This is a genomic window from Alkalicoccus daliensis (genome assembly GCF_900103955.1).
Lineage (GTDB): Bacteria > Bacillota > Bacilli > Bacillales > Salisediminibacteriaceae > Alkalicoccus > Alkalicoccus daliensis.
Map to the genome: position 1 here is coordinate 60,819 of NZ_FNIL01000001.1, position 25,825 is coordinate 86,643.

Below are 25,825 nucleotides of genomic sequence, written 5' to 3' on the forward strand. Positions count from 1 at the left end.
TTATATTTAAATGTCTTTGTGCCTTATTTCTGTTCCCTTTACCATATCAATAAAACCTGTAAATGCCGCAGCTGATTAAATAATACACCGGATAAAGATTGATAAATAATAAGGTTTTCCACTTCATGCAGAAGGAAATCCAGCCTATTGCAATTTTTTTAGTACTAGGTCATAATATTACATATAAGCACGTATTTTGAGGAGGAACAATTATGCGCGTAGGAATTTGGGGCATGGGTACGTATGTGCCGGATTATGTCCTTACCAATCAGGATCTCGAAAAAAGAATCGATACTTCTGATGAATGGATCAGTACTCGAACAGGAATTAAAGAGCGTCGCATCGCAGCTGACGATGTGGACACTTCACATATGAGTTTTCATGCAGCACAAGAAGCTTTGGATAACGCTGGAATCACAGCAGAAGAACTTGATATGATTATCGTAGCAACTGTTACTCCGGATAAAAGCTTTCCGTCTGTATCATCGATGCTTCAGCATCAGCTCGGCGCAACGAAAGCTTCAGCGATGGATCTCAGCGCAGCATGTGCCGGATATGTCTACGGGCTCGTTACTGCGAAACAATTTATTGAAAACGGAACTTTCAAACACGTGCTTGTAATCGGTACAGAAAAGCTGTCTAAAATTGTGGACTGGGAAGACCGCAATACAGCCGTGCTTTTTGGTGATGGCTCTGGAGCCACAGTGCTTGGCCCAGTTGCGGAAGACCGCGGTATTCTATCATTTGAACTCGGTTCAGACGGCAGCGGTGGAGAGCATATCCGCAAAGATGAATATATGGTGATGAATGGCAGGGAAGTATTTAAATTTGCTGTTCGGCAGATGGGGGAATCCAGTTTAAATGTTGTTAAAAAAGCTGGCCTTACAAAGGATGATGTAGACTTTCTTGTACCTCATCAAGCAAACATACGTATTATGGAAGCTGCACGGGAGCGGCTGGATCTGCCGATTGAAAAAATGTCCAAAACAGTGGACCGTTACGGAAATACCTCTTCCGCATCTATTCCTCTGTCTCTTAAATATGATTTAGATCAGGGAAATATTAAAGATGGCGATACAGTAGTGCTCGTAGGATTCGGTGGCGGACTTGTTTGGGGTGCAATAGCGCTTGTCTGGGGAAAATAAGAAAAGGGGCGACTTTATTATGACGAAAAAAAGAGTAGTAATTACAGGATACGGAGCAGTGACTCCGCTTGGAAATACAGCTGAAGATACATGGGAAGGCATTAAAAATGGAAAATCAGGAATAAATACTTTTACTCGCTACGAAGATGCGAATTTCCCGGCGAAAGTGGCAGGGGAAGTAAAAGACTTTGATCCAGGAAATTATATGGATCCAAAAGCAGCGCGCAAAATGGATAGATTCACACAATTTGCTGTCGCAGGAGCAAAAATGGCAGTGGAACATGCTGGCCTTGAAATTACAGAGGAAAACGCACCCCGCGTAGGAGTCTGGATCGGATCCGGCATTGGCGGAATGGAAACATATGAAAAACAGTTCCGCTTGTATGAAAAAAGAGGATACCGTCGAGTTTCACCTTTCTTTGTGCCGATGCTTATTCCGGATATGGCAGCCGGTCAAGTATCAATAGAACTTGGAGCGAAAGGGGTAAATTCCTGTTCAGTGACTGCCTGTGCCTCAGGAGCAAATTCTATAGGAGATGCCTACCGCACAATTGAGCGTGGTGATGCGGACGTAATGATAACAGGTGGGGCGGAAGCGCCGCTGACAGAAATGTCATTCGCAGGGTTTTCTTCCGCGAGAGCTTTATCTACAAATGAAGATCCTTTAAAAGCAAGCCGGCCTTTTGATAAGAACCGTGATGGTTTTGTTATGGCAGAAGGGGCAGGAATATTAATTCTGGAATCTCTGGAAAATGCACAGGCACGAGGTGCAGAAATTTATGGGGAAATTATCGGCTACGGTGCTACAGGAGACGCTTACCACGTAACGGCTCCCGCTCCAAATGGAGAAGGAGCTTCCCGTGCAATGAAGCAGGCACTGGAACAGGCAGATGTGCAGCCGGAAGAAATCGATTATATTAATGCGCACGGTACAAGCACGGAATACAATGATCATTACGAAACAGAAGCGATCAAAACTGTATTTGGCGATCACGCATACAAATTAGCGGTAAGTTCCACTAAGTCCATGACAGGACACCTTCTCGGTGCTGCCGGAGGAATTGAAGCAATCTTTTCGGTACGGGCGCTGCAGGAAAACATTCTGCCACCGACTATGAACTATGAAACACCTGATGAAAACTGCGACCTAGATGTGGTTCCGAACGAAGCACGCTCCCAGGAAACAAATCTCGTAATCAGTAATTCTTTAGGCTTTGGAGGGCATAACGTTTCTCTCCTCTTCAGAAAATATACAGGTTAAATGCAAAAGCTTCTTTTTCCGTAAATGAAAAAGAAGCTTTTGAACGTTTAAAAGGAAAAATTACGGATGTTTATCATATTCATTGTTAGGCTTTTCATTCACTTTACTTTGGAAAACGTATATTTGAAAATCATTCACTTTTCCAAAAGGTTCGTTTTATTATGAGAGTAAAAGAGTCTTTTCTTTGTCATGGGGGTAACGTGAAAAGATGCAGATTGAAGTGAAGCAGGATAACTTCAATCAATGAGACGGAAGTCTTATTTTGTTAGCGCCTTGAGGTCATTCCTTTATTGTTAAAAGTCTATTATAATAAATGTAAATCAGGCGGGAGAGAGGAGGAACACTGATGCGCAAATGGGTAACCATTTTTTTAGCAGCGGCAGGGATATTATTTGTGTTGAATAGTATCGAATTAATTCAGCTTCACTTTTCACAAATTCTCCTGCTCGGAATAACAGTTGTTCTGCTTCTCCTCGGCTTTGTTTGGTTTCTGCAGGGGATCAGCATTTTTTATCGATCGCTCAAAAGAGATAGAAAACATATTGGAAGACTGACAGCAGGAATTTGGCTGATTATTACAGCTTTCGCTGCAGGAAGTCAGTTGTCTGAAAGACTGAATCTGCAGACTGCCGATTTCTGGAGCTGGACTTGGGGGCTGCTTTTATTTTATTTGGCCTTTAAACTTTTTATGGACAGAGACAGAACAAAAGTAGTGAAATTTGATAAAGAACAAGGCGGCCGCTTAAAAAACCGCAATAAAAAAAATAATACTTTTAAAAAACAGAGATCTGCTTTTGCGGGGGATATCCATTTAGGAAAAGATGCATGGCATGTACATGGACGGACGGTAAAAATGGGCGTAGGCAGTGTTTATCTTGATTTTTCCAACGCGCAACTTGCAGAGGGAGTAAATGAAATTTATATTCAATGTGGTATCGGCAGTATTGAAATTGCTCTTCCTGAAGGTACAGCTGCAGATATTACTGCACATGCCAAACTCGGAGAAATGACACTGTTTAAAAACTCACAGTCGGGTGCAGGACGCACTCTTTCTTTTAAAAGCAGTGATTACCAGGACTCGTTAAAAAAGGTCCAGCTGCATATTGAGGTGGGCATAGGTGATGTAAAAGTTAAACATATTGGAGCTAAATAAAAAGAAGGCGGGTCCAATCAGGATCCGCCTTCTTTTTATTAAATTATCTTTTTCTGCCGAGGCCCATAGCATTTTCTGCTTTTTTCAGCATTTTCTCTGCTTTGCGGTTTGCCTGTTCTGCCCCTTGGTCCAGAATTGCATCGAGCTCATCAGACGCCATTAGTTCATCATAGCGGTCCTGTATCGGTTTTAAAACGTTAATTACCGCTTCTGCCACGTCTTCTTTAAATGGACCATACCCGCTTTCTTTATATTTTTCTGTCAGTGATTCAATAGATTCTCCGGAACAGATGGAATAGATAGTCAGGAGATTTGCCACTCCGGGTTTTTTCTCCGCATCATAATAAATTTTTCCTTCTGAATCAGTTACGGCACTCTTCATCTTTTTCATAATGATTTCAGGAGTATCCAGCATGGAGATATAGCTTTTTTCCTTTGGATTAGATTTACTCATTTTTTTCGCAGGGTCATTTAACGACATGATACGTGCGCCCACTTTCGGAATGCGCACTTCTGGAATTGTAAAAATATCGTTGTAACGGGTGTTAAACCGGTGTGCTAAATCGCGGGTAAGCTCCAGGTGCTGTTTTTGATCTTCCCCGACAGGTACAATATCTGTTCCGTATAAAAGTATATCAGCTGCCATTAATGGAGGGTACGTAAGCAATGCGGAGGAAACTGCTTCTTTTCCTGTCGACTTGTCTTTAAACTGCGTCATACGCTCCAGCTCACCAATATAGCTTACACACTGCATCATCCATGCAAGCTGAGAATGCGCAGGTACTTCCGATTGAATAAAAAGAGTGGATTTATCCTGTGAAATCCCGGAAGCAAGATAAAGTGCTGCTAGACTTTTAATGTTTTTACGAAGTGCCAGGCGGTCCTGCGGGACAGTAATTGCATGCTGATCTACGATACAGAACATACATTCATAATCATCCTGCAGCTCTACAAAATTTTTCATCGCGCCTAAATAGTTGCCTAATGTTAACGTTCCGCTCGGCTGAATGCCGGAGAAAATTGTTTTCATTCTTCTTTCATCCTTCCAAAATAAAGTTTTTAACTGCAAAAAAGCCCATTCATCCCCTGGAAATTAGGGACGAATGGACCGCGGTACCACCCTGATTACTGTAAAAAAACAGTCTCTCTTAACCTTCTCTGCGCAAAAGCGGAAAAAGCTCTCTCTGGTATCGGGGGAGAATCCCGGGGATCCTACTGACAAAGTGTTCGGATCTCCTGCTCAAAAGTCCATTCCTTTTTGCTGCATCTTCTGCTTGCACCGGCCGCAGACTCTCTGATCATGCTTCACAAAAAGTACTTATCTTTATCATCGCATTTACTATTCTTTACTTATTATAGAGCAGCTTTTTAAAAAAAACAATAACAGTATAATTTAATAATTGCGACTATTTACTCAGCTATTGAATTCTCAGACTAATAAGGTCAATATGTATTATGTAGAAAAAACATTTGTCCACTACATAGAGACAGTACAGGGGGAGTAAACGATGAAGCTTATCTTGAAACTAGTTATTGGTATTGTGACAGGTATTATCGTTGGTTTAACAGGAATTGAACCATTAATCCGTGCGTTCGTGACCTTTACAAGTATTTTTGGTCAATGGATTAACTTCATTATTCCGCTGATTATTTTATTTTTTATAGGATCCGGAATTGCAAGTATCGGTCAAGGGTCCTCGAGGCTTGTGGGGGCGACTGTAGGAACGGCCTACCTATCCACTATTACCGCTGGTATTGGAGCATTTTTTATCGCAGTGCTGATCATGCCGCTGGTGACACAGGAGGGAAGCGCTCCGGAGGAAGGTATTTCTCCAGAACCATTTTTTTCATTTGAATTAACACCGTTTATGGATATTTTAACAGCGCTTGTGCTGGCTTTCATTTTTGGGATAGGGATTGCGGCTTTAAAAGCGGAAAAGCTGAAGTTTATATTCGATGAAGGAAAAAGTGTTATTGAAAAAGTAATTTACGTTGCTATCATCCCAGTACTGCCTTTTTATATTGCCGGGATATTTGTTGATATGGCAGCAGAAGGTACAGTGCTGCAAACGTTACAAGTATTCGGAGTTGTATTGGCAGTAGCAGTTTGCACGCATTGGATCTGGTTAACTGTTCAATATACTATTGCTGGTCTTTTAACTGGCCAAAATCCATTTAAATTGATAAAAGGAATGCTTCCTGCCTATGTAACTGCATTAGGTACAATGAGCTCGGCAGCCACTATTCCTGTAACTCTAAAACAGACAAAATCAAATAAAGTAAGAGATAATGTAGCAAATTTCACGGTGCCGCTTTGTGCTACGATTCACTTGTCGGGCAGTGTGATTACAATTATCAGCTGTGCAGTTGCAGTGATGAGTGTGCTTGACGGCTACACAGTACCTGGATTCTTTACCATGCTGCCCGTCATTCTGGCGCTGGGTGTTATCATGGTAGCTGCGCCTGGGGTACCTGGAGGCGCGATTTTTGCAGCGCTTGGAGTTCTTACATCTATGCTCGGATTTTCCGAAGCGGCGATGGGTATGATGATAGCTTTGTATTTTGCACAGGACAGCTTTGGAACTGGAGCAAATGTTACCGGTGATGGAGCTATTGCAGTAATTATAGATAAGCTTTCTGCAAAACAAAGTGCATAGTTCAGTATTTGATATATCTGGGTAAAGAGACATATAAAACAGAGCAGCCACTGACGAAAATCAGCGGCTGCTCTGTTTTGGTGTTTAAGAAATACATTTCATCAAGTTTTCTACGGGCTGAAAGTAAAAAAATAGTTTTAACTACACGCATAAATGATATAGCTGCATGCAAAATACATTATAATCACCAGCGCAGAAGGCAGTCCGTAAAAACGCACATATTTTTTGCTCCGGGCAATCATTATTGCTCCAATTACAAACAGGTTCAGTAAAAGAACTGCAGAAGCTGTTACAATAGTTACTGGAGCTACCGCGGAGAGAACCGCACCGGAGCGGAAAGCAAAGTCTATCAATACTAAAATTAAAATGTTAAATACATTCGATCCGAGAATATTTCCTATTGCCAGATTATAGTTGGCAAGCTGAATAGCTACAATTACTGTCACAAGCTCCGGCAGAGACGTTGCACCAGCAATCATGAACGTACCGACAAAGCTGGAACTGATACCAGTGGATGCAGCAATCATATCCCCAGTTATAGATAACACACTGCCTGCTACAAAGATAACTAAAGCAGAAACTGCAAATCCCCATTTCGCATGACGCAGAGAAATTGCTTCCAGGTGGAAGTCTTCAGTCGGCTCAGTACTGGTTTGCAGCTGATTTTTGGATAGGAAGTACATGCCTGCTGCATATAGAGCAACAAGAAGATACATCTCTACTCCAGCACCGAGAAAAGTTATTCCAGTAGGAATCAAAATTGCAATGAGCATTAAAGCAGTCAGCATCAGACTCAGCCAGGCCGTTTTGATCTGGGAAGGATCTGCCGCATGCATCATTTGTTTTCTCCGGTAAGCTAAATCCACCAGACCGAGGATAAAGATATTAAATAAGTTGCTTCCGAAAACATTGCTGACAGCGATATCTGGATTATCCAGGTATACAGCGGTCAAACTGGTAGTTACTTCCGGAAGTGATGTTGCTCCAGCTAAAAGAAGTGTCCCTACAAGCAGCCCTCCGAGTGAAGTCCGTTCCCCTATGACATCCGCATAGGTGGAAAGTTTTACGGCAGTAATAACAGTAATTACTGCTGCAGCTAAAAAAATAATTATTGTCATTTTTTTCGTCCTCTCAAATTATTGTTGCGGACCACGAAGACACAAAAAAGACCTTTTTATGCAACGGGTCCGCTGCATAAAAAGGTCTTGCGTACTTTGTAAGTATACAAAGCTCCATGAACCGAGCGGCTTTTTCTCAAAGCTGCTGTCGTGACGACTCATGGACCGGTCAGGTCGCTACTCCCCTTTTTATCATTCTTCGTAACTATAGCATTCCTAAGATGAAAAGACAATATCTTAAAAAGACACCGGTTCTTTCAATTCTCGTTTTTGATATACCTCTATCCGCCGGTCGAGCTGAGAAAGTAATCTTTCTGCACGCTCATCACTCATGTTTCTGTAATGGTGCTTCCCATCCGGTTCTTCGTCCGCTTCATCTGCGGAGGCAACTACTTCCTGCAGCGCTTCCCGCTGTATATTTTTTTCAGGAAGAAAAGAATCAGTGTGAAGCAGCACTGCCAGAGAAATTTGTTTTGCATTCACTCGGTCTTCTCCCAGGCGGATAAGCAGCTTATGTGCCCGTTCCGCCCCTTTTATTGCATGAATATCATTTTCTTTGTACATATTATAATCCCATTCTCCATTGTTGTACCATGTATAATGTCCTACATCATGAAGGAAAGCTGCTTTACATGCGAGATCCGGATCAACGTTTTTTTCGACAGCGAAGCGGTACGCATGATAAGCGCATGCAACGGCATGGGCAAGCCCGGCTCGCTTTACATACTTTTGGGCCACAGGATGCTGAAAAATATCTATTAGTGTTACACGGCTCATTACGATCGCCTCCCTGATTTAGTGTATTTCTCTAATAATACGCGAATGAGTAATCAGAGTCAATCAATACAGGCAATGGTGTAAATAAATAGGTAATTTGACAGGAATTCCACAAATTTTGATATATACATTGGTTAATAAAGGATTTCGTTGTATACTTTACTATGAAGGCAAATTTTTAAGGTAGAAAGCAGGTTTTTATATAATGAGACAATGGAAAATTTACATAGCAGCTACGGCGTTAATGACAGCAGGTTTTGCAGGGACAGTGGCAGCGGAAGATAATAACAATGAAGGTGAAACACGGACAGCGCAGATGCACACCGGCAAAGAAATTCATCTGGCACTTACGGAATGGCCGAACCGTGTGGCGAGGTATTCCTTTGACTCCGGCTTTACTTTTAACTATCCGGATGCAGTAAGAGGTATTTTTGTCACAGGCCATTCTGCAGGCGGGCAGCGCATGGAAAGCCTCTATGACTTAGTGGAAGATACTGCGTTGAATTCAATGGTTATCGATGTAAAAGAAGATGACGGATATATTACCTTTGAACCGGAAGAAGGAAATTCTTATTTGGATATTTCCCAGCCGATGATCGATGATCCTGAAGCATTGATGCGGGAACTGGAAGAAAGAGAAATTTATCCTATTGCCCGTGTTGTAGTATTCAAGGATTCTATTCTGGCGAAAGAAAGACCGGAGCTCTCTTTCCTGGAAAACGGGGAAGTATGGACGAACAGGCGTGGAGAAGCTTTCGTTAATCCCTACCTCGAAGAAGTATGGGAATACAATGTGGAAGTAGGAAGAATGGCTGCGGAAATGGGTTTTCAGGAAATACAGTTTGATTATGTAAGATTCCCTGAAGGATTTGAAAACAGAGATGAAGAGCTTGAATACGATACAGGAAACTATACAGACCGGCCAGAAGACAATGTGACGACACGAGTAGAAGCAGTAACTGATTTTGTTGCATACGCGCGTGAAGAACTTGAGCCTTACGATGTAGATGTCTCTGTAGATATCTTTGGGTATTCTGCTACTATTTCTGAGGCGCCGGGCATTGGCCAGAACTTCACTAAAATTTCTGAGAATGTTGATGTTATTTCTTCTATGATTTATCCAAGCCACTGGGGTCCGTATTTTGGAATCGACAAGCCGGATCTATATCCATATGAACTAGTGGATGAATATGCACAGGTAGAGAATGAGGTGCTGGGTGCACTTGAGGATCCTCCAACTTCCCGTCCATGGCTTCAGGATTTTACTGCTTCCTATTTAGGATCAGGAAATTATCTTAATTACGGAGCGGAAGAAGTAGAAGCGCAAATCCAGGCACTTTATGATAATGATATTTATGAATTTCTTCTGTGGAATGCCGGCAATCGTTATTCTGAAGGTGCAGATTACCTCCTCGATCTTGACGTAAGTCAGTTGGAGGAAGGCGAACTAGAAGAAAACGCAGAAGAAGATGAAGACAATAGTGAAAGCAACGAAAGCGATGAAGACAGTGAAGAAAACGCAGAAACAGAAAACAATAATGAAGACGAAAATGAATAACTTTACGTGGAGGCCTCTTTTTTAAAAAGAGGTCTTTTTTTAAGGAATCCAGCTTATGTATTGTTTGTCCAGTCATAATGAGTGTTCTTAATTAGTCAAGCACAAGTCCGTCATTTTAGTAAGTCTCTTTGAGAATGCTTCAGCAGGAATACTTCTCATAACTAAAACTTTTATTTTCAAGTAGCTTTAAAATTAGAAATTAACCCAGAGTAATTGAATCCAGTTCATTTTCTTCATTAAGAATGCACTATGTGAAGGGAGAATGTGAGCGCAATCGTAACATAACCTAGTCTGTTAACCTTTCATGACGCTAAAAGATAAATAATCTATTTTAAATCCGCTATAAGCCACTTTCCGAAGAACGTAAAAGGATATATAATATAGGAAGAGACACAAAGGAGGGTTACGATGCACTGGTATGAGAAACTTAACAAATACTTTCCGGACGAAGAAATGAAATCAAAAGAACACATCGAACTCCTTTTGAAGGAAAAAGAAGAGATCTATAAGAAAAGTGAAGATAAATATCATGTAATGATGTATGTAGAAGCAGCTGACTTTTCCTTTATTGATTATCTATTTGTTTCAAAAGAAGCAAGAGGTAAAGGAATCGGAAAAAAACTGCTGGATAAATTAAAAGCGAGAAATAAACCGATTATTTTGGAAGTAGAGCCAGTAGACTATGAGGATACTGATACTGAAAAGCGACAGCGTTTTTACCGGAGAGAGGGTTTTAAACATGCGCAGTCGATTGGATACACCAGAAGGTCTCTTGCTACAGGAGAAGTGAACGAAATGGAAATTCTCTATTGGTCGCCGGAAGATGATTCTGAAGAAAGTATCTATAAAAAGATGTGCCATACGTATGAAACCATCCATACGTATAAAGATATTGAGTTATATGGCAAGCCTTACGAAGCTGTAGAGCAGGCATTGAAGTACAACAATGTGAAGAAGGAGGGTAAGGGAAAGGAAACGGGGACTGATAAAGAGCCTGTATCCTGATCCCATCCTATAGAAGAACAGCGACGTGTCAAAACACAGAAAGGAGTGTTTTGCATGAAAGGGAATAAGGCAAGACGCAAGAACAAAAAAAAGCTGCTTTGGAGAGATCTTTTAAAGCGTAAGCTGGAAGAAGTCCAGAAAAACTCTAAAAAGCAGCCGGTCTCTCATTCGAATACTTTAGCTTCCTGATTGAGAGAAAGAAAAAACATCCTTTAAAAAGGGTGTTTTTTCTTTTCTAAGGTAAAAGACCTTTTAACATCCTAATTACATAACAATTAAATAATAATAGAGAATTTCATTAATTGATAACAGTTCAGCTTAATTGAAAATGTGATACAATTAACAAAGATAACTTATGTATAAGTGAAAAGGTTTTCAAGGAAGTTCAAATGACAAATGAGATGCTTATTTTTTCAGGGAAGATAAGTATAAAAAAAGAGTTTTATTTTTTAAAAAATAACGTTTATTTTTGAAAATAAAGGGAATCTACAACTATATGAACACAGACGTTAATTTTTTGTAGAATCTTTGTATAAGTTTTTTATAAGTACTAGTCAAAAGATAATAATTGTTGTATAATAATAATTATAAACAAGACTAGTTATGTAAAGATTGTATAGATTAACATAATCGAAGGGAGATTCAGCCTTATGGTCACTTTATTTACGTCACCAAGCTGCACATCTTGTCGGAAAGCAAAAGCATGGTTAGAAGAGCATGACATTCCATTCGCGGAGCGTAATATATTTTCTGAACCGCTTTCAGTAGAAGAAGTAAAACAGGTTGTTCGCATGACAGAAGATGGAACTGACGAAATTATATCGACCCGTTCTAAAGTATTCCAGGAGCTTGATGTTGAATTGGATGCTATGCCGCTTCAGGAGCTGTTTCAGCTGATCAGTGATCATCCAGGTCTGCTGCGCCGTCCAATCATCCTTGATGAAAAAAGAATTCAGGTTGGATATAATGAAGCTGAAATTCGCCGATTTCTTCCAAGAAAAGTACGCACATTCCAGCTGCAGGAAGCTACGAAGAGACTTGTTAACGAATAATTTCATAACCACTTAACACGATGAATAGATTATGATATATTATGCGGTAAGGGTGATGGCTGTGAGATACAGCTTCACCCTTTGTTTCTGTTTAGGGTGATAATTGAAATTTCTGAAAAAATAATTGAAAATATAAGCAAATATATTTCTTTTCTCTTTAATTTCATCTAAAATAGGAATAAGCAAAATATGATTGACAAGATGGCTTTGTGGGAATAGAATAGTAAAACAATTCAGCCCTCTGCACATCAGCTGAGTTTATCTCGCGAAAGGGTGAGACACTATGGAAATAGAAAGAATTAACGATACAACGATTAAATTTTATATCACTTATGGAGATATTGAACGACGAGGATTTGACAAAGAAGAAATTTGGTACAGCCGAGAAAGAGGAGAAGAACTTTTCTTTGAAATGATGAATGAAGTAAGTGACCATGAAAAGTTTGAAATGAATGGTCCACTCTGGGTGCAGGTACACGCGCTGGATAAAGGTCTTGAAGTTATTGTAACCAGAGGTCAAATGAACGATGGCAATGTGAAGCTTGAAATTCCTCTGGAAGATGATAATGATGAAAATGTAGACAAAAATATTGTAGATATGCTGGATCAGCAGTTTACTTCAGACGATCAAAATGAAGTAACAAAAGATCATAAGCTGAACGTAGTACTTGGATTTAGGGATTTTGAAGATCTTATCTCCCTTAGTAAGGCTTTCAGCGCAGATATTCACACTAGCTTCCACCATTTCGAAGACACGTATTTCCTTTATGTAATGATTGATGAAACGCACTCTGATGAGGAGCAGGATAACATGCTCAGCAGAATGCTGGAATATGGTTATGAATCTGATATTACGATTCATCGTATTCAGGAATACGGCAAGACAATTCTGGAAGAAAATGCGCTTGGAACTATTAAAGAACAATTTGCTTAAGAAGCTGCCCTATAATGGGCGGCTTTTTCTTCAGTGAAAAAACGAACATATGTTTTGTTATTTCATAGTGAAGTTTAACTATATTTTCAAGTAAGCACTGTTAATGTTTACAAAGCCTAAATAAAATAATTTCACGTAAGGAGCTGAGTGATGTTTACAGCCATTTCTCCTTCAGGAAAACTAATTCATGTAACATCTGCAGGAAATGAGTTTATTCCCCCGAATCCTATTTCGGAAAAAAAGCAGTATACTTGCCCTGTCTGCAGGAAAGAAGTTTTTACTCGAGGCGGTAAAGGAAAAGTAAGAAAACATTTTGCTCACCGCCATAATTCTTCCTGTCTCAGAATAAACGAAACTGAAGAACATGCCCTGGCTAAAACTGTTTTATGTACATGGCTGGAAACTTACGGCTACAAGCCTTACGTTGAAAAAGTAATCCCGGAAGCAGATGGACAGCGAGCGGATATTTTAGTATATATGGGTGGTGAAAAAGTAATACTGGAAATTCAGCATTCTCCTCTTCCGGAAATGGAATTTGTTAAAAGACAATTTAATTATTTAAAAGCGGGTTATACAGTTATATGGCTCGGAATAAAAAATTATACGAAGAAAGTTAATACAGGAAAAATAACTAACCTTGAATCTCTGCGATTGTGCACTTCTCCTTTTCAGCATTCTTTTTCTCTGGATTTGGCTGCTGGTAAATTGCTGTTTGAATATGGGCATACGCAGTTACAGGCATCCAAGTATACATATGAAACAGCTTCACTGCCGTTAAGTGATTCACCTGTGCATTTGTTATTTCCAGAAAAACAACCTAAACTTTCCAAAGAATTTTTTCAGGTGCTTGAAAAAGAATGGAAAAGAACAAGTGTGATAAAACGGAAGCACCCTAAACCAGATCTTACAGAGGCAGAAAAAAGTGTAATAATTTATTATTGGAAAAATCAGCTTAATTTAAATTATTTTCCTGCCCTGTGTTTTCTGCCGGTTCCTTATACGGCCGGTATTAAAGCCGGGGCAGAAGTTTGGCAGAGCTGGCTGTTATTTAATTTCGTCCAGCGCGGTCATAATATAATAGTCAGTGAAGTATTGAAAGAAATGATAAGAAGTGCAGTATTTCCAGTATACGTGCAGTCCTCCCACGCTAATAACGTTATGAGGGCTGCTATTAAAGAATATTTAATACTGCTCTCTTCTACAGGTGCAGTCAGGCATACGTATCCCGGTGTATTTGAGGTTCTTCAGCCCCTGACAATCAAAAAAACATTAGGCACGCTTTATGCAGACGATGATTGGATAAGAAAAAAGTTTATCAATTATTTCGAGTGTAAAAATAATTGATAATTAGAAAGATTCATATTACGATAGAAAGAGGTTAAATTGATAATAACGGAGGGTTTATTTATGGCAACGAACACTGCACTGCCTAGAAGAGAAGAGATTCCGGTGGAAAAAACATGGGACTTAGAAGATATTTTCAGTACAAATGAAGAGTGGGAAGCAGCTTTTAAGGAGCTGAAAGAACAAATTCCGGCAATTGCATCATACCAGGGAAAATTAGGAGAATCAGGAAAAACTTTATTTGAAGCTCTTCAAAAAGAAGATGAGCTTTCTATAAAACTTGGAAAATTATTTGTATATGCGCGGATGCGCTATGACGAAAATACAGCTGATTCTTTTTATCAGGGGCTGAATGAACGAGCGCGTCAGCTGATTACGCAGCTGAGCCAGAAAGCATCATATATTACACCTGAATTACTTAATATTCCTGAGGAAACGCTAAAGAAGTTTGTAGAAGAAACCCCTGAATTAAAACTTTATGAACATGCTTTTGAACGGTTAAATAAACAACGTCCGCATGTTTTATCTGAAAAAGAAGAATCACTGCTTGCCCAGGTAAGTGAAGTTACGAACGCATCTTCCAACACGTTCAGTATGCTGAACAATGCTGATCTGAAATTTCCTGAAATAAAAAATGAAGATGGGGAAGAGGTAGAAGTAACGCAGGGAAGATTTGTAGGGTTTTTACAAAGTGATGACCGCAGGGTGCGTCGTGAAGCGTTTGAAGCGATGTATACTACCTATAAGAAATATCATAATACCTTTGCAAGTACATTAAGTGGAGAAGTGAAAAAGCACATTTTTCAGGCGAATGCGAGAAATTACGAAAATGCACGTCAGGCAGCATTAAGTAAAAATTATATTCCGGAAGTAGTTTACGATCAGCTTGTCTCTACAGTAAACGATAACCTCCACCTGCTGCACCGCTATGTGAAAGTGAGAAAGCGGGCTCTGGAGCTGGATGATATTCATATGTATGATTTATATACGCCGATGGTGAAAGATGTAGATTTTAACGTTTCCTATGAAGAAGCAAAAGAATTAATGGTAAAAGGGCTTGGAAAAATGGGAAGCGAGTATCAGGAAATAGTGAAAGAAGGACTGGAAAACCGCTGGGTGGATGTAGAAGAAAATCAGGGAAAAAGAAGCGGTGCGTATTCCTCCGGAACTTTTGGTACGAAACCGTATATTCTGATGAACTGGCAGGATGATATTAATAATTTATTTACCTTGGCTCATGAATTCGGTCACTCTGTACACAGTTATTATACAAGAGAGAATCAGCCGTTTCCTTACGCAAACTATTCTATTTTTGTAGCAGAGGTTGCTTCTACAACGAATGAAGCATTGCTGAACCGGTATTTACTCGATCAGGAAACAGATAAACAGCGGCGGCTGTATCTTCTGAATAATTTTCTGGAAGGTTTTCGTGGCACAGTTTTCCGTCAGACGATGTTTGCTGAATTTGAACACCTTATTCACCAGAAAGCAGAAGAAGGTACTCCTTTAACACCTGATATGCTGAACGAAACGTATTATGAACTGAATAAAAAATACTTTGGGGATGAGTTGGTAATCGATGAAGATATCGCTTACGAATGGTCTCGAATTCCACACTTCTATATGAATTTTTATGTATATCAGTATGCGACCGGCTACAGTGCGGCCACTGCGCTTGCGCATCAGATTCAGGAGGAAGGTGCACCTGCGGTGGAACGATTTACTGATTTCCTGAAAGCAGGAAACTCAGAGTATCCTATTGAAATTTTAAAGCATGCCGGAGTTGATATGACTTCTTCTGCTCCAATACAGCAGGCACTGGACGTATTTGAAGCAACATTAAGTGAATTGGAAGAATTATTGTTTGAAGACAAGTAATAACTAAATTAGTATTTCAACACCAGCTGATTTATACTTGTAAATTTGGATCTGGCTCACTTATAGTGAGTCAGATTTTTTTATAAATGTTTATTTTAAAGAAATTAAAATACTACCTCGTAATTAATCCATTTTGACAGCTGTTCCTGCCGTAAATACACTCATACTTCATTGATTTTATGAAAATTCTGTAAATGTAATTTTTTTGAATCTTCCTGTAGTATAATCTAAGTATCTTATGGGAGACGAGGGATGAAAGATGGAATCTATCCAAGTTCCAATTATTCGCTGGACATATGTTCTTGGGATTTCATTGTTAATTGCAGCAGCTGTTTTTTATGCTGAAACGTGGTGGAATGTGATGGAGAGACTGGGGCAAACTGCAGTCATTACGGGATTTGTGCTTGTATTTTTTGGATTTACTTATTTATTTCAGAAAAATAATCCTTTTTTCAGCAGGCTCAGTTTTCTTGCTGGATTAATCAGTCTTGGGCCTGCAATTATGCTTATAGGGAATATATACCATTCTCAGGCAGAAGCATATTGGCTGTTTATTTTTTGGCTGCTCCCGGTAATACTTGTTACCCTTCAATCAAAATCTCTTTCGTTTCTTTTGTTACGCTTTTTTCTGGTACAGTCACTTCTCTGGACTTTGCTTTTTCCCACTTATCAAACATGGTCAGAGGGAATTCTGCTTACCGGTTTTATCATTAGTTCTATAGTGAATGCAGGATTTTATTTGTGGAGTGCAAGAGCAGGTTCGCCAAAAATACTGCAGGCTGCATGGTTTGCAGCGGTCCATATATTTGGAGCAGCGGGTGCGGTAAGATATGTATTACCTGATTACGAGCTTCTGGCGAATGGGTATTATCTTGTACTGCTCACTGTATGTTTCCTGCTTTTCCGTAAAAAATCAACGGAACTGCGTATCACTATTGCAGCATCTTCTTTTTATTTGGGGCAGCTCGTTCTTTTGTCGATGATAGACATTGTAAACAGCATGATTTTTCTTCTGATATTTTTACTTGCCGGCGCAGCTGTATATGGAAGTATTAAATTAATCAAAACTCTTAATAAAGGCAGCAGTTCTCAAAAGTGGAAGGATTTCAGTCTGCATGCCGTCACTATTTTAGGAGCTTTGATAGCAGCTGTATCCTTTGGCGGATTTATCGGAGTGTTTGCATATGAACTGTTTTCCGGCATCCTGTTTGCCGCAGGATGCATCGCTTTCGCAGCTGCCTATTTTATAAAAAAGGCAGATCAGTATTTCGTTCAGGCACTGATATTATTTGGAGTATTTCTTATATTAGGTATCAGCTTTAATCTATTGATATGGCAATTGCTTCCGATTTTAATTTTATTTGCACTTTTATGGCAGGGGATGGGAAAGCTTCAGAAAACAGCTCTCTACCTTACCGGAAATATCATTGTTTTGTTTTGGATGGAAACGTTCTTAAATTCTGCACATATAAGTGCACTTATGCTGCTTGGATTGAATTTACTTGTACTATTATTATGCTTTCTTTTTCTTAAGGAACGGGAGTTGTACCTGCTTGCCTACACAGGTGCTCTTATTTCAGGCTATTCTCTTCCTTATACAGCGGATATTGGAGAATGGTTATACTGGAGTTACACTGGTGTTTTTTTTGCTGCAGCATCCATATTAATATATGTGCAGCTGCGGAGGAAAGATACTTCTGCTTTAGTGATAACAGCTGTTTTTTGGTTTATATTAATATTTGTTCAATATATAGATCTCTTCTGGAATTACGTTTCAATTTCGATCACTTTAGCAGTCTTAGGAATATGTTTCGTTACCGCAGCCTATTTTATGGATAGAAATAATACCTCTTTTTCAAACGGAACAGGACTGACCTGGGGTTGGTCTGCCCCGGTGGCGATGGCAGTTACGTTTGCTGTAATTTTAGTTCCGGCAGTGCAGAGTGAAGCAGCACTAAGAGACGGAAATATCTACTGGCTGGAAGTAGAGCATTATAATGCAGAATATATGGAGTTTGATACGACTGCTTATTTTGAAATCCATAACTTACCTGAAGAACAGTATTTTAAAAAAGGAACATTTGTATATGGAGAACTGGAAGAGCAGGGATCTGGTGTTTATGAGCTGAAGAGAATGAAAAGCTCGAAGGAGAAAGCTGCTGCTCCCTTTATCCGGGGGCGAGTAACGAGCTGGGGCCAGGTAGACTTCGGTCTTGGGACCTATCCTGATGCAAAAGGAGAAATAAGTGAAGTTCTGTTGAGAGTAGGGACTGATGGAGTGGCGGTTGTAGAAGATGTACGGTATAAGTAATGGAGAAAGAAAACGTCAAATAACAGAAGATAATAAATCAGCAACCAATTCAACGCAGTTTCAGAGCAGAAAAATACAGCTGAAATATGTGTCTGGTCATTGCTTCCGTCCTATCGCCAGCATCCTATGCTCTAAAAAGCTATATAAATAAGGAGAGTCCTGATCCGGATGCCGGACCAGGACTCTCTTTATTTTAATGAACGCCAGATAGAACCATGCTTTGTAGAAATCTCTTCTACTTCCTGCTGGAGCTGAAGTTTTTTCATTTCCCGATGTGCTTCCTCAATCTTCATATCATACACCACCGCTATTTCTTTAGTGGCTACCAAAGAGTAAAAAGCAACAAATTCCGGTAGTGGAATAGGGGGACATTTTTTTAAATCCTTTTCCGTCATGTCCTTAATAATTCCTTCATACACCTCGTAGCTGTAAGCACCTTCTACTTTTAAACCAGGTTCATCGACATCTTCATTAAAAAAGACCATCGTAGGCGCTGATTCTACATTCATATCTTTCGCAGTCCGCCGGTCATCTGCCAGTGCAAAATGCGTATTGTCTGAATTCATATCTTTTACAAACTCATCCACATCCATTCCCTGGACTCGGATAGCACAATTAATTAAAACATGCGGGTTCGCTATATTTTCCTTGTGCAGAAATAAAGCTTCACGAACACGGCGGAGATATTTGGACCCGATTGCTTTTCCCTGCAGTTCTGCTGCTTTGATTGCAGAAATAGCTGCATATGGAGTAGCGGTGGGGTTTTCATACCACACGTCACCATCGCAGGGCATACCTGTCCGGCAGGCGGTTTCATTATAAGCTTTCGCCATATCTTTGACGAGAGAACGGTACTTGCTGCCACATGGAGAATTTAATGATTCCAATTCATTAGCAAGTACTAAATTAATCGTAAGGTAGGAGCCGTACTCCATTTTCATTTTTTTAATTACAGGTTCCATCGCCCAGCATTCAGGACATAATGGATCAATGAAAACATAGACCTCCAGCAGCTTAGTACGCTGCTCCTGTTCATTGTACAGGGAAGTAATATCCTCAGGGCAGCACATGCCTTGTTCTTCATCGCATACATAAGTGCGGTTATTTTCTTCTTTAGTTGTCACGATTGATCCCCCCTCGGTGCTGAATCCGTAGTATTCACCATGTGTTTCGCTGTATAGCTTAAGCGTTCAAACATAGCAGAACGGAGCGGCTCTTCTATCTCTTTTTCTGTAAGAGCCTGGGCCATACAGGAAAGCCAGGCTTCGGCGCGCTTTGGAGTGATAACGAAAGGCATATGTCGTGCACGGAGCATTGGATGCCCGTGCTCTTCTGTATAAAGCGGCGGACCGCCAAAAAATTGCGTTAAAAATTGTTTTTGTTTGCGGCGTGTCTCAGTTAAATCATCTGGAAAAATTGATTTTAAATCCGGATGTTCAGAAACGTGCCCGTAAAAGCAGTCAACAACTTCAGAGAGTCGTTCTTCGCCGAGCGCATCATACGCCGTATATTTTTCTTTCATGCTGTATCCCTCTTTACTCAATGTACCGTTATTGTAGCAAGGCTTTTAACAAGTGGCAACAAATGTGAATTATTTATGACAGAACCTTGCATATTTTGGGAGGAAATATTTCCTCGATTGCTCATAATACTAGCGTAACTTTCAGGTTGCAAGTAATATGCTGAATTAAAAAGGCCCTGCAGCTGTAAATCACTGCAGGACCTTATCTTTCATATTATGCAAAATTAGTGTTGCTGCGGAAAGTGCTCATCACTTTCGGAACATACGCCTGGGTCTCTTTAAAAGGAGGGATGCCTCCATATTTATCTACGTTACCTGGACCTGCGTTATAAGCGGCCAGCGCCATACTTTCATTCCCGTTGTATTTTTGCAGCATCGATTTAATATACCGTGTTCCGCCATCAATATTCTGTGCCGGATCAAAACTATTTGTTACACCAAGCCCCCGTGCAGTGCCGGGCATAAGCTGCATAAGCCCCTGAGCACCGGCATGACTTTTCGCATTCGCATTATAATTTGATTCATGTTTAATAATTGCATGAATCAGCGCAGGATTTACTCCATGCTTCTTAGAAGTTTCTTCAATTAATGAATCATACTTCCCTTCGCTTCCACCAGTGATTCGGGGAGAAGCTGCCACGCTTTGCGCTTGGGATGGGAGTGAATTCTCTTTAGGAGAAGCAGATGGTTCCTGCATTTTTGCAGCCATTACCTGGGCTGCCATCTGCTGAAACGACAGGGAAGCAGATGAAAGTGGAGACGAGGCGGTTTCCGCTGACTGCTGCGGCAGACTCATCTGCTGAAGGAGCAGCTGCTGGAAAGGACCGGTAGACGAAATTTTTGTAGGAAGGGGAGGAGATGAGTTCTCCTCAGAGAAATTAGAAACCCCCCACTGATAAAAGTTGTTCATTATGTTAGATGAAAAAACATCCATGATTTATCTTCCCTTCACTCTAATGTGTAATTAACAAATATAGAAACTAACTTTCATAAGCGGCTCTGTAAAAACGTGCAATTTTATTGTCAGGTTCATTCCAAGTAAGAGACCAGGATTGGAGAAGTTCAAAGAAAAACTTTTTCCCTTCTTCTGCATCCGTACATTCAAATTCCAGTTCAAAATCTGTTACTCCCGCATAATCTGAGCGGTCCAGCACCAGAGTGCCTTCCGGAAGATCAGCTTCACTGCGTACTGTTTCAAGGCTTCCCAGATAGCGAAGGTGAGGCATCTGCCCGCATAAAGATATCAACTGCTCGGTGGTTTCTCCTTGGGGCAGCAAGCCTTTTTCTTTTAAAGCATGAAAAGAATTTACTCCAATGGCCTGATGGGTTTCCAGCAGGCCTGTTTCATGCGGCTGCTTCAATGTCAGTACAAGCTCCTCTTCTTTTTCACGTACTCTGAGCGCCGCACCATTTTTCTTCAGCAGCATCTGCTCCGTTTCAAAATAGTGATTAATTTGTTTAAAAGAAGCATTCACTGGATAAAATTGAAGCATTTTATTAAAAGTATCTTCATCTATAAGCTGTTTAAATTCAATTTCTATTTCCTGGCTCATATTAAAACTCCCTAAAGCTTCAGTTTAATAATTCTTTACTTATTAGCTATATTATTCCACAGCAATTATAAATGCGCAACAGACCTTTGGAGGGGGAACTGTGTTGTTTTTGAGTTTACAAAAACGGGAATCACAGATAATATGATAAACTGAGTAAAGATGTTAACAGGAGGACGATGTGAATGATTACTATCACTTCAATAGAAGCAGAAGATAAAAAGCTGCTTGCAAAAGCAGATGTATCTCTTCCTTTCCACGGGCTGGAACCTGAAGGAAGAATGCTGGTGGATTCAGATGGGAGTGCTTTTGTATATCTGCTCGCCCATGGAGAGGATTATGTACAGTTAAGATTTGAAGAAAAGACCTGGAATATTTTAAATACATATCACGAAGCAGAATGGCCGATCTATATAAAAACTGGTATTAAACCAGTGGAACTGGTGGACTTCTGGACAGAATTTGAATTTTTATTAGATAATATCGAAGGAAACCATAATTATGGAAAAGAGTTTGTAGAGAAAGTGGAGCAGGTTTTTTTAGCTGAGCGCAGTGAGGGGTGAAGGACAGATGATGGATTGGGATGTAATGCTTACTCCATATAAGCAGGCAGTTGATGAACTTAAAATAAAGTTAAAAGGTGTGAGAGATCAATATCAGCTTACATCAAAACATACACCAATTGAGTTTGTTACGGGAAGAGTAAAACCCGTATCGAGTATTCTGGAAAAAGCAAAAAGAAAAAACATCCCCTTAAATCAGCTGGAAGAAGAAATGCAGGATCTGGCAGGGGTTCGAATAATGTGTCAATTCGTAGGAGATATAGATACTGTTGTAGGCTTAATAAAAGCACGTACAGATTTTTCCATTGAAGAAGAACGGGATTATATTAAACATAAAAAAAGAAGCGGCTACCGTTCCTATCATATGATCCTCCGCTACCCGGTACAGACGATCGAAGGGGGAGAAAAGCATATACTGGTAGAATTGCAGGTGCGTACACTAGCAATGAATTTCTGGGCTACAATTGAGCATTCGCTGCAGTATAAATATTCCGGGAAAATACCTGATGAAATTGAACAGCGTCTTGTAAAGGCTGCGGAGGCAGCTTATCTCCTTGATGAGGAAATGTCCAAAATAAGAGGAGAAGTGCAGGAAGCGCAGCAGATTATGAGTAAACAGCAGGAAGCATTACGCCGAAAACGATAGGGGTAAAGGAGGCAGTTCAGTGAATTTTAATGTGAGATCGAGAGGAGACCACACTTCCAATGTGCTTACACAACAGGTAAAAACATACCTGGAAGAGTTTGGCCTCACTTATGATGAAGAAGAGCCGGAAATCGTAATATCTATCGGGGGGGATGGCACACTGCTGGAAGCCTTCCATCAATATTCCCACCGCTCGGATGAAACAAGCTTTGTCGGGGTACATACCGGCCACCTTGGTTTTTATGCTGACTGGCAGCCTGAGGAAATTGAAAAGCTTGTAATCCATATTGCGAAAACACCATTTAAAATCGTAGAGTATCCCCTGATCGAAGTGGTTATTCGGCATACGAATGAAATGGAGACAGAGCGGTACCTTGCCTTAAATGAATGTACGGTAAAAAGTATGGAAGGCTCTCTTGTAATGGACATTGAAATTAAGGGAGATCATTTCGAGACATTCCGCGGAGATGGTCTCTGTTTATCCACGCCATCAGGAAGTACTGCCTATAACAAAGCGCTAAATGGAGCGATTCTCCATCCTTCTCTCGCATCTATCCAAATGGCGGAAATGGCTTCCATTAACAATAGAGTTTACCGGACAATCGGCTCTCCCATTGTGCTTCCTGAACATCATACCTGCCTGTTAAAACCTAAAAATGATGTAGACTTCCAAGTGACGGTGGACCACCTTACGCTCGTTCAAAAAAAAGTAAAGTCCATTCAGGTAAGAGTAGCAAACGAAAAAATACGTTTTGCACGATTCCGTCCATTTCCTTTCTGGAAACGTGTAAAAGAATCTTTTATAGCAGAGTGATCCCTAAACTGAACCTCACGTGGCAGGCGGCAGACGAGCATGCCGGCATGAAGCTGCGTGAGTTTTTGCGTAAAGAAAAAAATATGTCCAGAAAACTTCTTGCTGAAGTGAAATTTGAAGGGGGAGGTCTTTTCCTGAATGAAAAAAAGGTGGAGGTTACGGAAATTCTTCATTCAGGAGATATTATAACTGTGGAGCTCCCGGAAGAACAAACCAGCAGCAATATAGTACCCGTTTCTCTTCCTTTGCAGAAACTATATGAAGATGAGCACGTACTTGTAATTGAAAAACCATCTTCACTTCCCGTACTGCCTATGTCGGACAGAAATAAGCCATCTGTCTGCGGAGCTGTATTAAACGATTATCAGCAGCGAGGCTGGCCGGGAACCATTCACATAGTTACCAGATTGGATAGAGATACTTCCGGTGTGATGCTTATAGCAAAACACCGCTATGCACACAGCCAATTGTTCGCAGCGCAGCAGCAGGGGGAAATAAGCAGAACTTATGCAGCGCTCGCCGAAGGGTATTTTCCCTGGAAATATGCTTCTGTACATGCTCCTATCACCAGAAAAGAAGGAAGTATTGTAGAAAGAGCAGTAGGAGAAGAAGGGCAGTATTCAGTCACACATATAAAGGCAATAAATTATACAAAAACCGCCACCCTGCTGCATATCAGTCTTGAAACAGGCAGAACACATCAGATCAGAGTACATCTAAGCTGGATGGGCTATCCTCTTTGCGGAGACACTTTATACGGAAAGAGTGAAAGCCTGTATCAAAGACAATTGCTTCACGCGCAGGAAATCACTTTTCCTCATCCTCACAGCAGTGAAATGATTACATGCAGCTCGCCTGTACCTTTCTAAGAGAAATCTCGAAATTTCTCTTCTGCCAGAGGCATAGCAGACGGTACTGAAACGAATTCTTCTTCCGGGTAGCGATAGGCCGTCAGCTTACCGCCAAAAATACAACCTGTGTCTATATTAATTGTATTGCCGATAATTCTAGGTTCTGCTACAGGCGTGTGCCCATAAACAATTTTCTCTTTTCCCTGTGGGTATAAAGATGGCCAGTCCAGACGTTCCGGCAGGCCTTTTTCGTCTGTTGCCCCAGTCACATCCCCGTAAAGAACAAAAGATTTAATTCTCTTATCAGTACGGCCTATATCCCGGTGACGAATTCCGGCATGCGCTGCTACAAGGTTTCCACCTGCAAGGACAAGGTACAGCGGCGCTTGCTCATAAAGCTGTTTAAAAGTATGCTGAATTTTCTTTTGTTCACGTCCTGGTGCCGCTTTCCATTCGGCTATTGTCGTTTCCAGTCCATGCGTTATCTGCACATTTCTTCCGAGAAAGTACCTGTAAAGTTTATCACAGTGATTGCCCGGACAATACAAAGCGTCCCCTTGACCCACCCAGGCAGCAACATCTTGAACGACTCCCAGAGAATCTGGCCCACGGTCAGTAAGATCACCAAGAAAGACAGGCTTTCTATTAGCAGAATGGATAATTTTCCCGTCCTTTTCTTTATAGCCAAGCTTTTGTAGCAGCTCTTTCATTTCTTTTCGGCATCCATGGATATCTCCAATTACATCATACATAGCTTCCCGCCTTTCTAATTTCTAGCGCTTATTATATCATGTAAACATTGACGCTTGAAAAGGTGTGAGGTAAACTTAGTACCAGATACTAATAGCAAGCGAAAAGTATAAGGAGGCATTTAAATGATTAATCTTGACCTTTCCAATCGCACTTATGTAGTAATGGGTGTAGCCAATAAAAGAAGTATTGCCTGGGGCATCGCAAGGGCGCTTGACAGTGCTGGAGCACGTATTATTTTTACATACGTAGGAGAACGATTCGAAAAGACGGTACGAGATCTGGCGGACACATTAGAAGGAGAGCACATCGTTCTTCCATGTGACGTAACAAAGGACGATGAAATTGAAACAGCTTTTACGAGCATCAAAGAGCAGGCAGGAACGATTCACGGTATTGCGCACTGTGTAGCTTTTGCAAATAGAGAGGAACTGGAAGGCGAATACCTAAATACGACGCGGGAAGGCTTCATGCTGGCCCAGAATATCAGTGCCTATTCATTAACTGCTGTTGTTAAAGCTGCACGCCCCTTGATGACGGAAGGAGCAAGTATTGTTACGCTGACGTATCTTGGAGGAGAGCGGGTCGTTAAAAATTACAATGTAATGGGTGTGGCCAAAGCAAGTCTGGATGCAAGTGTAAAATATTTAGCGAATGATCTCGGCAAGGAAAACATTCGGGTAAATGCTATTTCTGCTGGACCGATCCGCACTCTTTCTGCAAAAGGCATTGGAGGGTTTAACGAAGTGCTGAAAGAAATGGAAGAAAACTCTCCGCTCCGCAGAACTGTAACCCAGGAAGAGGTAGGCAATACCGCATTGTTCCTGATGAGCGATCTGGCAAGCGGTATTACTGGAGAGATGCTTCATGTCGACGGAGGGTACAACACTTTAGGATTGAAGTAATTTTACTGTTAAAAATATCAAGGGCTGTATC

General features: G+C 40.7%; 25 protein-coding genes and 1 other annotated feature. Of the genes, 17 read left to right on the forward strand and 8 right to left on the reverse strand.

The features are described from left to right. The first annotated feature begins 212 nt into the window (after positions 1 to 212). The 3 genes from BLP92_RS00345 (at position 213) to liaF (ending at position 3,559) form a co-directional block, all read left to right on the forward strand. Positions 213 to 1,145, forward strand: coding sequence for a beta-ketoacyl-ACP synthase III (locus BLP92_RS00345; RefSeq protein WP_090839465.1), 933 nt, complete (start codon positions 213 to 215; stop codon positions 1,143 to 1,145). Positions 1,146 to 1,164: 19 nt separating this feature from the next. After that, complete coding sequence (fabF, locus tag BLP92_RS00350) at positions 1,165 to 2,406, forward strand: beta-ketoacyl-ACP synthase II (protein ID WP_090839467.1); 1,242 nt, start codon at positions 1,165 to 1,167, stop codon at positions 2,404 to 2,406. A 346-nt stretch (positions 2,407 to 2,752) separates the two neighbouring features. After that, a complete protein-coding gene (liaF, locus tag BLP92_RS00355) occupies positions 2,753 to 3,559 on the forward strand; it encodes a cell wall-active antibiotics response protein LiaF (RefSeq protein ID WP_090839469.1) in 807 nt (268 codons plus the stop codon). 43 nt (positions 3,560 to 3,602) lie between these two features. Here the strand turns inward: liaF and trpS are convergent, their stop codons facing one another. Beyond that, positions 3,603 to 4,589, reverse strand: coding sequence for a tryptophan--tRNA ligase (trpS, locus tag BLP92_RS00360; protein WP_090839471.1), 987 nt, complete (start codon positions 4,587 to 4,589; stop codon positions 3,603 to 3,605). A gap of 62 nt (positions 4,590 to 4,651) precedes the next feature. After that, positions 4,652 to 4,899 (reverse strand) — a binding site (T-box leader). Between the two features lie 168 nt (positions 4,900 to 5,067). Between trpS and BLP92_RS00365 the strand changes: the two genes are divergently transcribed. Continuing rightward, positions 5,068 to 6,216 carry a dicarboxylate/amino acid:cation symporter gene (locus BLP92_RS00365; protein WP_090839473.1) on the forward strand — a complete coding sequence of 383 codons (1,149 nt, stop codon included), beginning with the start codon at positions 5,068 to 5,070 and terminating at the stop codon, positions 6,214 to 6,216. A gap of 137 nt (positions 6,217 to 6,353) precedes the next feature. Here BLP92_RS00365 and BLP92_RS00370 read toward each other — a convergent pair whose 3' ends face one another. Both BLP92_RS00370 and BLP92_RS00375 read right to left on the reverse strand, forming a co-directional pair. Continuing rightward, positions 6,354 to 7,334 carry a sodium:calcium antiporter gene (locus BLP92_RS00370; protein WP_090839475.1) on the reverse strand — a complete coding sequence of 327 codons (981 nt, stop codon included), beginning with the start codon at positions 7,332 to 7,334 and terminating at the stop codon, positions 6,354 to 6,356. Positions 7,335 to 7,571: 237 nt separating this feature from the next. Continuing rightward, positions 7,572 to 8,111 (reverse strand): HD domain-containing protein, encoded by a 540-nt coding sequence (locus tag BLP92_RS00375; RefSeq protein ID WP_090839477.1) that lies wholly within the window; start codon positions 8,109 to 8,111, stop codon positions 7,572 to 7,574. Positions 8,112 to 8,316: 205 nt separating this feature from the next. Between BLP92_RS00375 and BLP92_RS00380 the strand changes: the two genes are divergently transcribed. The 8 genes from BLP92_RS00380 to BLP92_RS00410 all read left to right on the forward strand — a co-directional run bounded on the left by BLP92_RS00380 (position 8,317) and on the right by BLP92_RS00410 (position 18,193). After that, positions 8,317 to 9,669, forward strand: a complete 1,353-nt coding sequence (locus BLP92_RS00380) for a putative glycoside hydrolase (protein ID WP_090839480.1) — start codon at positions 8,317 to 8,319, stop codon at positions 9,667 to 9,669. A gap of 408 nt (positions 9,670 to 10,077) precedes the next feature. Beyond that, entirely contained in the window at positions 10,078 to 10,674 is a 597-nt protein-coding gene (locus BLP92_RS00385) for a GNAT family N-acetyltransferase (RefSeq protein WP_090839482.1), read from the forward strand. A 54-nt stretch (positions 10,675 to 10,728) separates the two neighbouring features. Continuing rightward, positions 10,729 to 10,863, forward strand: a complete 135-nt coding sequence (locus BLP92_RS18240) for a hypothetical protein (protein ID WP_280138074.1) — start codon at positions 10,729 to 10,731, stop codon at positions 10,861 to 10,863. A 461-nt stretch (positions 10,864 to 11,324) separates the two neighbouring features. Continuing rightward, the gene (gene spxA, locus BLP92_RS00390; RefSeq protein WP_090839484.1) at positions 11,325 to 11,726 is read left to right on the forward strand and encodes a transcriptional regulator SpxA; all 402 of its coding nucleotides are present in this window, start codon (positions 11,325 to 11,327) and stop codon (positions 11,724 to 11,726) included. Positions 11,727 to 12,009: 283 nt separating this feature from the next. Further along, a complete protein-coding gene (gene mecA, locus BLP92_RS00395; RefSeq protein WP_090839485.1) occupies positions 12,010 to 12,660 on the forward strand; it encodes an adaptor protein MecA in 651 nt (216 codons plus the stop codon). Positions 12,661 to 12,810: 150 nt separating this feature from the next. After that, positions 12,811 to 14,004, forward strand: coding sequence for a competence protein CoiA (locus BLP92_RS00400; protein WP_090839486.1), 1,194 nt, complete (start codon positions 12,811 to 12,813; stop codon positions 14,002 to 14,004). Positions 14,005 to 14,067: 63 nt separating this feature from the next. Further along, positions 14,068 to 15,882, forward strand: coding sequence for an oligoendopeptidase F (gene pepF / locus BLP92_RS00405; RefSeq protein WP_090839488.1), 1,815 nt, complete (start codon positions 14,068 to 14,070; stop codon positions 15,880 to 15,882). Positions 15,883 to 16,141: 259 nt separating this feature from the next. Beyond that, positions 16,142 to 18,193 carry a DUF2157 domain-containing protein gene (locus tag BLP92_RS00410; protein ID WP_090839490.1) on the forward strand — a complete coding sequence of 684 codons (2,052 nt, stop codon included), beginning with the start codon at positions 16,142 to 16,144 and terminating at the stop codon, positions 18,191 to 18,193. 188 nt (positions 18,194 to 18,381) lie between these two features. On the opposite strand, the gene BLP92_RS00415 is transcribed toward BLP92_RS00410, so the two are convergent. The 4 genes from BLP92_RS00415 to BLP92_RS00430 all read right to left on the reverse strand — a co-directional run bounded on the left by BLP92_RS00415 (position 18,382) and on the right by BLP92_RS00430 (position 21,268). After that, positions 18,382 to 19,317, reverse strand: a complete 936-nt coding sequence (locus tag BLP92_RS00415; protein ID WP_244516608.1) for a ClpXP adapter SpxH family protein — start codon at positions 19,315 to 19,317, stop codon at positions 18,382 to 18,384. Then, positions 19,314 to 19,715, reverse strand: a complete 402-nt coding sequence (locus tag BLP92_RS00420; RefSeq protein ID WP_090839492.1) for a globin domain-containing protein — start codon at positions 19,713 to 19,715, stop codon at positions 19,314 to 19,316. The genes BLP92_RS00415 and BLP92_RS00420 overlap by 4 nt, the downstream gene beginning before the upstream one ends. Before the next feature lie 214 nt (positions 19,716 to 19,929). After that, the gene (locus BLP92_RS00425) at positions 19,930 to 20,649 is read right to left on the reverse strand and encodes a lytic transglycosylase domain-containing protein (RefSeq protein WP_244516610.1); all 720 of its coding nucleotides are present in this window, start codon (positions 20,647 to 20,649) and stop codon (positions 19,930 to 19,932) included. Positions 20,650 to 20,695: 46 nt separating this feature from the next. Beyond that, complete coding sequence (locus BLP92_RS00430) at positions 20,696 to 21,268, reverse strand: CYTH domain-containing protein (RefSeq protein ID WP_090839494.1); 573 nt, start codon at positions 21,266 to 21,268, stop codon at positions 20,696 to 20,698. Between the two features lie 182 nt (positions 21,269 to 21,450). Between BLP92_RS00430 and BLP92_RS00435 the strand changes: the two genes are divergently transcribed. From BLP92_RS00435 to BLP92_RS00450, 4 genes are read left to right on the forward strand one after another with little or no spacing between them, the layout of a single operon-like run. Beyond that, positions 21,451 to 21,828 (forward strand): UPF0738 family protein, encoded by a 378-nt coding sequence (locus BLP92_RS00435; protein WP_090839496.1) that lies wholly within the window; start codon positions 21,451 to 21,453, stop codon positions 21,826 to 21,828. A gap of 7 nt (positions 21,829 to 21,835) precedes the next feature. Next, on the forward strand, positions 21,836 to 22,474 hold the full coding sequence (gene yjbM / locus BLP92_RS00440; protein ID WP_090839498.1) for a GTP diphosphokinase: 639 nt from the start codon (positions 21,836 to 21,838) through the stop codon (positions 22,472 to 22,474). 19 nt (positions 22,475 to 22,493) lie between these two features. Further along, the gene (locus BLP92_RS00445; protein WP_090839500.1) at positions 22,494 to 23,288 is read left to right on the forward strand and encodes an NAD kinase; all 795 of its coding nucleotides are present in this window, start codon (positions 22,494 to 22,496) and stop codon (positions 23,286 to 23,288) included. Continuing rightward, positions 23,285 to 24,157, forward strand: coding sequence for an RluA family pseudouridine synthase (locus tag BLP92_RS00450; protein ID WP_090839502.1), 873 nt, complete (start codon positions 23,285 to 23,287; stop codon positions 24,155 to 24,157). Before BLP92_RS00445 ends, BLP92_RS00450 begins: the two co-directional genes overlap by 4 nt. Here the strand turns inward: BLP92_RS00450 and prpE are convergent. Then, on the reverse strand, positions 24,154 to 24,891 hold the full coding sequence (gene prpE, locus BLP92_RS00455) for a bis(5'-nucleosyl)-tetraphosphatase PrpE (protein WP_090839504.1): 738 nt from the start codon (positions 24,889 to 24,891) through the stop codon (positions 24,154 to 24,156). The two genes, BLP92_RS00450 and prpE, sit on opposite strands and share 4 nt — an antisense overlap. 123 nt (positions 24,892 to 25,014) lie before the next feature. Here prpE and fabI point away from each other — a divergent pair, with 123 nt between their 5' ends. Beyond that, complete coding sequence (gene fabI, locus BLP92_RS00460; protein ID WP_090839506.1) at positions 25,015 to 25,794, forward strand: enoyl-ACP reductase FabI; 780 nt, start codon at positions 25,015 to 25,017, stop codon at positions 25,792 to 25,794. Positions 25,795 to 25,825: the final 31 nt, after the last annotated feature.

What these genes read in the sequence shown, in the direction of transcription:
- BLP92_RS00345 (WP_090839465.1), top strand. Translation starts at nt 213, where the DNA reads ATGCGCGTAGGAATTTGGGGCATGGGTACGTATGTGCCGGATTATGTC.
- fabF (WP_090839467.1), top strand. Translation starts at nt 1,165, where the DNA reads ATGACGAAAAAAAGAGTAGTAATTACAGGATACGGAGCAGTGACTCCG.
- liaF (WP_090839469.1), top strand. Translation starts at nt 2,753, where the DNA reads ATGCGCAAATGGGTAACCATTTTTTTAGCAGCGGCAGGGATATTATTT.
- trpS (WP_090839471.1), bottom strand. Translation starts at nt 4,589, where the DNA reads ATGAAAACAATTTTCTCCGGCATTCAGCCGAGCGGAACGTTAACATTA.
- BLP92_RS00365 (WP_090839473.1), top strand. Translation starts at nt 5,068, where the DNA reads ATGAAGCTTATCTTGAAACTAGTTATTGGTATTGTGACAGGTATTATC.
- BLP92_RS00370 (WP_090839475.1), bottom strand. Translation starts at nt 7,334, where the DNA reads ATGACAATAATTATTTTTTTAGCTGCAGCAGTAATTACTGTTATTACT.
- BLP92_RS00375 (WP_090839477.1), bottom strand. Translation starts at nt 8,111, where the DNA reads ATGAGCCGTGTAACACTAATAGATATTTTTCAGCATCCTGTGGCCCAA.
- BLP92_RS00380 (WP_090839480.1), top strand. Translation starts at nt 8,317, where the DNA reads ATGAGACAATGGAAAATTTACATAGCAGCTACGGCGTTAATGACAGCA.
- BLP92_RS00385 (WP_090839482.1), top strand. Translation starts at nt 10,078, where the DNA reads ATGCACTGGTATGAGAAACTTAACAAATACTTTCCGGACGAAGAAATG.
- BLP92_RS18240 (WP_280138074.1), top strand. Translation starts at nt 10,729, where the DNA reads ATGAAAGGGAATAAGGCAAGACGCAAGAACAAAAAAAAGCTGCTTTGG.
- spxA (WP_090839484.1), top strand. Translation starts at nt 11,325, where the DNA reads ATGGTCACTTTATTTACGTCACCAAGCTGCACATCTTGTCGGAAAGCA.
- mecA (WP_090839485.1), top strand. Translation starts at nt 12,010, where the DNA reads ATGGAAATAGAAAGAATTAACGATACAACGATTAAATTTTATATCACT.
- BLP92_RS00400 (WP_090839486.1), top strand. Translation starts at nt 12,811, where the DNA reads ATGTTTACAGCCATTTCTCCTTCAGGAAAACTAATTCATGTAACATCT.
- pepF (WP_090839488.1), top strand. Translation starts at nt 14,068, where the DNA reads ATGGCAACGAACACTGCACTGCCTAGAAGAGAAGAGATTCCGGTGGAA.
- BLP92_RS00410 (WP_090839490.1), top strand. Translation starts at nt 16,142, where the DNA reads ATGGAATCTATCCAAGTTCCAATTATTCGCTGGACATATGTTCTTGGG.
- BLP92_RS00420 (WP_090839492.1), bottom strand. Translation starts at nt 19,715, where the DNA reads ATGAAAGAAAAATATACGGCGTATGATGCGCTCGGCGAAGAACGACTC.
- BLP92_RS00425 (WP_244516610.1), bottom strand. Translation starts at nt 20,649, where the DNA reads ATGGATGTTTTTTCATCTAACATAATGAACAACTTTTATCAGTGGGGG.
- BLP92_RS00430 (WP_090839494.1), bottom strand. Translation starts at nt 21,268, where the DNA reads ATGAGCCAGGAAATAGAAATTGAATTTAAACAGCTTATAGATGAAGAT.
- BLP92_RS00435 (WP_090839496.1), top strand. Translation starts at nt 21,451, where the DNA reads ATGATTACTATCACTTCAATAGAAGCAGAAGATAAAAAGCTGCTTGCA.
- yjbM (WP_090839498.1), top strand. Translation starts at nt 21,836, where the DNA reads ATGATGGATTGGGATGTAATGCTTACTCCATATAAGCAGGCAGTTGAT.
- prpE (WP_090839504.1), bottom strand. Translation starts at nt 24,891, where the DNA reads ATGTATGATGTAATTGGAGATATCCATGGATGCCGAAAAGAAATGAAA.
- fabI (WP_090839506.1), top strand. Translation starts at nt 25,015, where the DNA reads ATGATTAATCTTGACCTTTCCAATCGCACTTATGTAGTAATGGGTGTA.